Genomic DNA, 6,029 nt, shown 5'->3' with positions numbered 1-6,029 from the left:
TTTACTAACCGCATGAGAGGTAAAAGCATTAGACATATAATTGAGGTTGTATCTAAAACTCCAAGGATGCCTAAAAATGCTTAACCAACCATGCATGTAAGTTTGTTTAAAGAAATATGAAAAAAATACTAACACAAAAAAAGCCGGTAATTTTATTTACCGGCTTTATTAGTATTTTATATTAAACGTTAGTTCTCAATGAAAGGATCTGTTTCACGCTGAGTATCAATTATCTTGGTAGCAGCGCTTGAGGTTTTGCCGTTTAATCCACCAGCTCTTGGTGAGGTTTCAACTGCATTACCCTTGTCAAAATCTCTTCCGGAAGGAACGTTTGTGTAATCAACAGGCTCAACTGTTGGTTCTGAAATTCCTTCAATGCCGTTTAACTCTGCATCACGAAGACCGCCAACTTTGATTGAGTATTCAATGTTCAGCTCTTCGCTAGTGCTGCGACCTGATGGAATATTTGAGAAATCAACAGAGAAATCATTGCCCTGATCCATCTTTTCCTCAGTATATTCTCTCTTTGGAACCTTATAAGGTTTTACTTCCTTAATTTTAGATTCGCTAGCCTTTGGCTTTGGAGGAGTACTGATTCTTCTTGGCTTAGGAGCAGAAGTCTCTGCGGTTGAACGCTGTTCAGGGCGCTCTTCCTTTGCAGCTGATTCCTTTGGCTGACGACGTGAACGAGGCTCTTTTGCAGGTGCATCTTCAGAAGCAGCATTACGGCCCTTACGCTGTCTTGGCTGTTTTGGCTGACGCTGTGGAGCCTCGTTTGACTCCTGGCGAGACTGTTTCTCAGTCTTTTCGTTACGCTCTGTCTTTTCAGTGCGTTCTGCCTTGTCCTGCTTTGCCTGTGAAGCACGTGAGTTCTGTTTGCCAGAAGTTCTCTGTCCACGTTTGTTCTGAGTTTCAGAACGCTGCTTAGAACCTCTCTTCTGAGAACCTTTGCCGTTCTTCTTCGAAGTTGTTTCTTCTTCCTTCTTCTGTACTCCGAATAGAGAACCGAAGAATGACTTGATTGAACCTATGATAGAACCAGGTTCGTCCTGAACCTTGCTACGGCTGTTTTTAGCATCTTTCTTCTGGGCTGTAATCTTAGGAGCAGTCATAGTTGAAGAAATGATATCGCTGTTGATTGCTGGTGTATCAGTGTTTGCATTGCTGATACCAACATTCTGCACAACCTTCTGCAGCAGTGGATTCTCAAGGATATTCTCAGCCTTCTGACGATTGTCCTTATCCAGTTCACGAAGAACTTCTAGGCTGTGAATATTGCTTTCCTTGCTGGTTGGAGTCTGGATGCAGCGGTTTACCTGATATTCCTGAGGCATGTATGTCTTTTCAGGAATAATAGTAATTCTGGTCTGAGTTCTTTCCTCAATTGCAGCTAGGGCAGCTCTCTTCTCATTTAAGATGAAGGTTGCTACTTCAACTGAAGCAATTGCGAATACGTCACCAGCATTTTCCTTGTGAGATTCCTCTTCAATCAGTCTTAGAATTGAAAGAGCTAAAGACTGAGTATCACGGCAGGTACCCTGACCATTACACATAGGACATACATGAGAGCTGCTCTCCTCTAAAGATGGACGCAGTCTCTGACGTGACATTTCCAGAAGACCGAAACGGGACAGTCTGCTGAACTGAATGCGGGCTCTGTCCTGACGAACAGCATCTCTCATTCTGTTTTCGATTTCTCGCTGATTCTTCAGTGGAGTCATATCAATGAAATCGATAACAACAAGACCGCCAACGTCTCTTAATCTTAACTGTCTTGCAATTTCTTCGGCTGCTTCGATATTTGTCTGAAGAGCGGTCTCTTCAATATCTCCGCCACGTGTAGCTTTTGCTGAGTTAACATCAATGGAAGTTAGAGCTTCAGTAGGATCGATAACAATTGCACCACCGGATGGAAGTCTAACTTCTCTCTGGTATGCTGTATCAATCTGACTTTCGATCTGGAACTTGCTGAACAGAGGGATATCACCGTTGTACAGATGTACCTTTGAGGCGAACTCTGGTCTTACAAGCTCAATGTAGTGAAGAATCTGCTTGTAGGCATCTTCACTGTCTACTAAGATCTCACCGATATCTGGTCTTAGGTAATCACGAATTGCTCTTAAGGCAATGTTGGATTCCTGGTGAATCAGGAATGGTGCAGGACGAGTAGCGGCAGCCTGTTTAATCATGCCCCATAACTTGGTCAGAATGGATAAATCCCACTCTAGTTCCTCTGCACTCTTACCTACACCTGCAGTACGAACGATAACGCCCATACCTTCTGGTACGGTAAGTCCCTTTAGAGCAGCTTTAAGCTCGGTTCTGTCTTCTCCTTCGATACGACGGGATATACCGCCTGCACGAGGATTGTTTGGCATCAGAACCAGGTAGCTGCCAGCCAGAGAAATGAACGTAGTAAGAGCTGCACCTTTCAGACCGCGTTCTTCTTTTTCAATCTGAACAATAACCTCAGTTCCTTCCTTTAGTGCGGAACGGACTGAAGCGTGGTCATTGAAATTAGTGCCAGCAGGGTAATACTCGCGTGCAATTTCTTTTAATGGAAGAAAGCCGTGACGGTCAACACCATAATCGACAAAAGCAGCTTCTAAGCTAGGCTCGATTCGAGTAATGGTTCCCTTATAGATATTCGCTTTCTTGTTGGCGTGCTGTGGAGATTCAATGTCTAGATCATACAGCTTCTGACCATCGACTAAGGCAACACGGATTTCTTCAAGCTGTGTTGCGTTAATAAGCATTCTCTTCACGAGAAATCATCCTAATTTATGGTTTTCAAAAATGCAAAACCCTACCAGGCTCTGTTATAAGCAACCTTTCGGCAGAGCCAATGCATTGAAAACAAGTTTTTCTTACACCTTTAAATGACGCGCCAATACTTTCTAAAAAGTGGGGTCGATTTATCGGCAACCTTAATCGTCAGTCTTTATCCTTCATGCATTCGTGCAGAAAGACGCAAGGCATCCCTTGCAGACGTCTGATTAGTTATAAGGCGAGTTGAAATCATGAACAAAGCGATTATCGCACTTCGCCGCCGATATTATGCCACAAAAGAGGTCTGTATACTTATTTATGAAAGCTAAAATTATTGTTTTTTTTGAAGTCTATCAATTCCGGAAATAACAGGAGTTATATCTGAAACAATCCCTTATGGTCTTCAAGATATCTCTTACATGTAGTAAAATTAAAGTTAAATTCATAGTCTTATCATCCTGCTAGGTGAGAAAAAATAATGGTAGATATTACAAAACTTCCAAAAGCTAAAAGCGGATTCGAAGAATTGCGTTCACAAAAGCAGATTTATGTTGATCACACAGATTTGATTTATGAATTTGCTTATCTTGATGGTCCTAATTTTCTTTCGAGACCACGTCGTTTTGGAAAGTCACTTCTCATCTCCACTCTTGAATCTCTTTTTTCTCACGGTACAGAGTTTTTTAAAGGTCTTAAGATAGAAAAACTTTGGGAGGAAAGAGAAAAGGGGAATACGTATAAGGTTATAAGACTTGATTTTTCTTCATTCGCATACACAAATCCTGTTGATTTTGACACAAAAATCTACGATACCCTCGCTAATACTGCAAATTGTTTAGAGATTACACAAAAAAATTACTCAGGAACATATAAATCAGATGCCCTTTTAACAGATATTATTTCCAGTGCTCCCGGTGAATTTGTTCTTCTAATCGACGAGTATGATTATCCTCTAACACATTCACTTGACGACAAAGAGTTATTTGAAGAGTATAGAAAATATATACAGGGACTTTTTGGAACAATAAAAGCCCTATCGGGAAAGATGAGATTCATCTTTATTACAGGTGTGGGCCGTTTTGCTTATTTTCTCAGCTTAATAATCTAAGAGATTTAGGGCTTGAAGCCAAGTTTGCTCCGCTATTGGGGTATACAGAAGCTGATATGCATCAGTATTTTGATGAGTATGTTGAGAATGCAGCCAATATACTAAAACTCTCAAAAGAAGAATGTTATGCACAGATAAAGGCTCACTATGATGGCTATAGATTCCATGTAAACAACGAAACTCTACTACATAATCCATGGTCTGTTCTAAATTTCTTATCCGCTCCAGAGAATGGCTTTAAAAACTTCTGGTATGAAACTGGTGGTGCTTATCCTACACTGATTTCTAAATACATAAAGAGTATTCAGAACACTCCTCTTGAAACTTTGAAGAAAGTAAGAATCAGCCAGGATGACTTAGATCTTTTCTACGATTATTTCGATACTCCAACAGTAAGTCTTTTGTATCAGACCGGTTACCTTTCTTTACGCCCGGAGTATGTTGAAGATCTTGCGATTACAAGATATTTTCTGTGTCCTCCAAACCTTGAGGTGAAATCTTCCTTATCTAAACTGTATCTGAAGAAAGTTAGACAAACTCCTATTACCGAGGATGACGAGGATACAGCCAGTGCACTGGTTTCAGATTTTAATAATCAGAGTTATGAAAATCTCATTAAACATTTTAACGTTATTTTAAACAGCTTTGGTTACGATAATAAGGTCGCTTTCACCGATGAACGTAACTGCAGAGATTTTATTGATCTTGCGATGACTGTTGCTGGTATTAATTCCAGAAAGGAAGTTATTAGCTCAATCGGCAGTGCCGATCTTGTTGTAGAAATGCCAGGAAAAAGATATGTTTTTGAGTTCAAGCTTGCAAGAACAAAAGGCTCAGAGAACCTGCTACTAGACGAAGCTCTTGAACAGTCCTGTGATAAGCGCTATGGTGAAATTCTTCCGATAAAGGAACTAATAAGAATCGGTGTGGTTATCAGTGCAAAAGATAAAGCTGTATCTTTGTGGAAAATTGTCTAAGTCTGAGCTCATAAGACCAATCGAATCCTAATTCTTATCTTTACAACCAAACGCAGGGAAAATTTTTTCTCTGTGTTTTTTCCTTAAATGAGATCTCTATCTGTTGACATGTTTTTTCTTCCCTTGATTTTCAAGGAAAAATTAAAATCAAATTAGCTGGGTTTTAAGGTACAATGTGTGCAAGTTTTTTTATGGGAATTTTATGTCAGATAAGCATGTTGTATCACATGGTGTAAGTTATAACACCGCCAATGAAGATGACGAAGGTCAGAGACTGGACAATTATCTTGCAAGAGTTTTAAAAGGTGTACCTAGAAGTATGCTTTACAGAATTCTTAGAAGAGGAGAAGTCCGTGTCAACAAGGGAAGAGTATCTCCTTCATATAAGCTGAAGGCTGGTGATGTAATCCGTATTCCTCCTGTAACCGTTACAGAAGGCCCTGTTACCATTCCTTCTTCTAATCTTCATCTGGTTCAGGATCTGAAGGATAGAATCCTCTTTGAAAATGAGGATCTGCTGGTGGTAAATAAACCTGCAGGCCTTGCAGCTCATGGTGGCAGCGGTATTGAATTCGGTCTGATTGAATCTTTAAGAGCTTTAAAACCAGAGCAGAGATTCCTAGAGCTTGCTCATCGTCTGGATAAGGAAACCTCTGGCTGTCTGATAGTTGCAAAGAGAAGATCTGCACTTAGAAATCTTCATGAGCAGTTCCGTCAGAGAATTGTAAAGAAGCGCTATCTGACTTTAGTTCCTGGAAAATGGGACAGACGAGTTCATCTTGTAGATGCTCCTCTGGTCAGAAATGAACTTAGATCTGGTGAAAGAATGGTTGAGGTAAGCTTTAAAAACGGAGCTCCTTCTTCAACCGGCTATGATGTGGTTGAGTTTTTAAATGGCGCTACTCTGATGGCAGCTATGCCTCATACCGGAAGAACTCATCAGATTCGTGTACATTCTGCATATGTAAAACATCCTGTAGGTGGTGATGAAAAGTATGGTGACAAGGACTTCAATGCTTTCTTAAAATCCATTGGTCTTAAGAGAATGTTCCTTCATGCATTTAAGATCACCTTTTTAAATCCTGCAGATGGAAAGATGCTTAAGGTCGAAGCTCCTTTACCTCCAGAACTAGAGCAGGCTGTAGAGATCCTAAGAAAAAAGGCTGATGAGTAAT

Annotated in this window: 3 protein-coding genes and 1 pseudogene; 3 read left to right on the top strand and 1 reads right to left on the bottom strand. The window is 40.4% G+C overall.

Annotated elements, in window-relative coordinates:
• Positions 1–188: 188 nt before the first annotated feature.
• Positions 189–2,756: a ribonuclease E gene (gene rne / locus QZU45_RS05790; protein WP_295352754.1), complete on the bottom strand. Its 2,568-nt coding sequence runs from the start codon at positions 2,754–2,756 to the stop codon at positions 189–191.
• Between the two features lie 491 nt (positions 2,757–3,247).
• Between rne and QZU45_RS05785 the strand changes: the two are divergent.
• From QZU45_RS05785 to rluC, 3 genes and pseudogenes are all read left to right on the top strand, one after another.
• Positions 3,248–4,038 (top strand): annotated as a pseudogene (locus QZU45_RS05785) (AAA family ATPase); the annotation flags it as partial.
• Positions 4,039–4,587: 549 nt separating this feature from the next.
• The gene (locus tag QZU45_RS05780) at positions 4,588–4,854 is read left to right on the top strand and encodes a PD-(D/E)XK nuclease domain-containing protein (protein WP_295352751.1); all 267 of its coding nucleotides are present in this window, start codon (positions 4,588–4,590) and stop codon (positions 4,852–4,854) included.
• Positions 4,855–5,056: 202 nt separating this feature from the next.
• Positions 5,057–6,028 (top strand): 23S rRNA pseudouridine(955/2504/2580) synthase RluC, encoded by a 972-nt coding sequence (gene rluC, locus QZU45_RS05775; RefSeq protein ID WP_295352748.1) that lies wholly within the window; start codon positions 5,057–5,059, stop codon positions 6,026–6,028.
• Position 6,029 lies beyond the last annotated feature (1 nt).

Origin of the sequence: uncultured Succinivibrio sp. (assembly GCF_902756765.1) — a bacterium.
Lineage (GTDB): Bacteria > Pseudomonadota > Gammaproteobacteria > Enterobacterales > Succinivibrionaceae > Succinivibrio.
The sequence above is the reverse complement of the archived record's forward strand: the minus strand, read 5'-3'. Positions and strand labels throughout refer to the sequence as shown.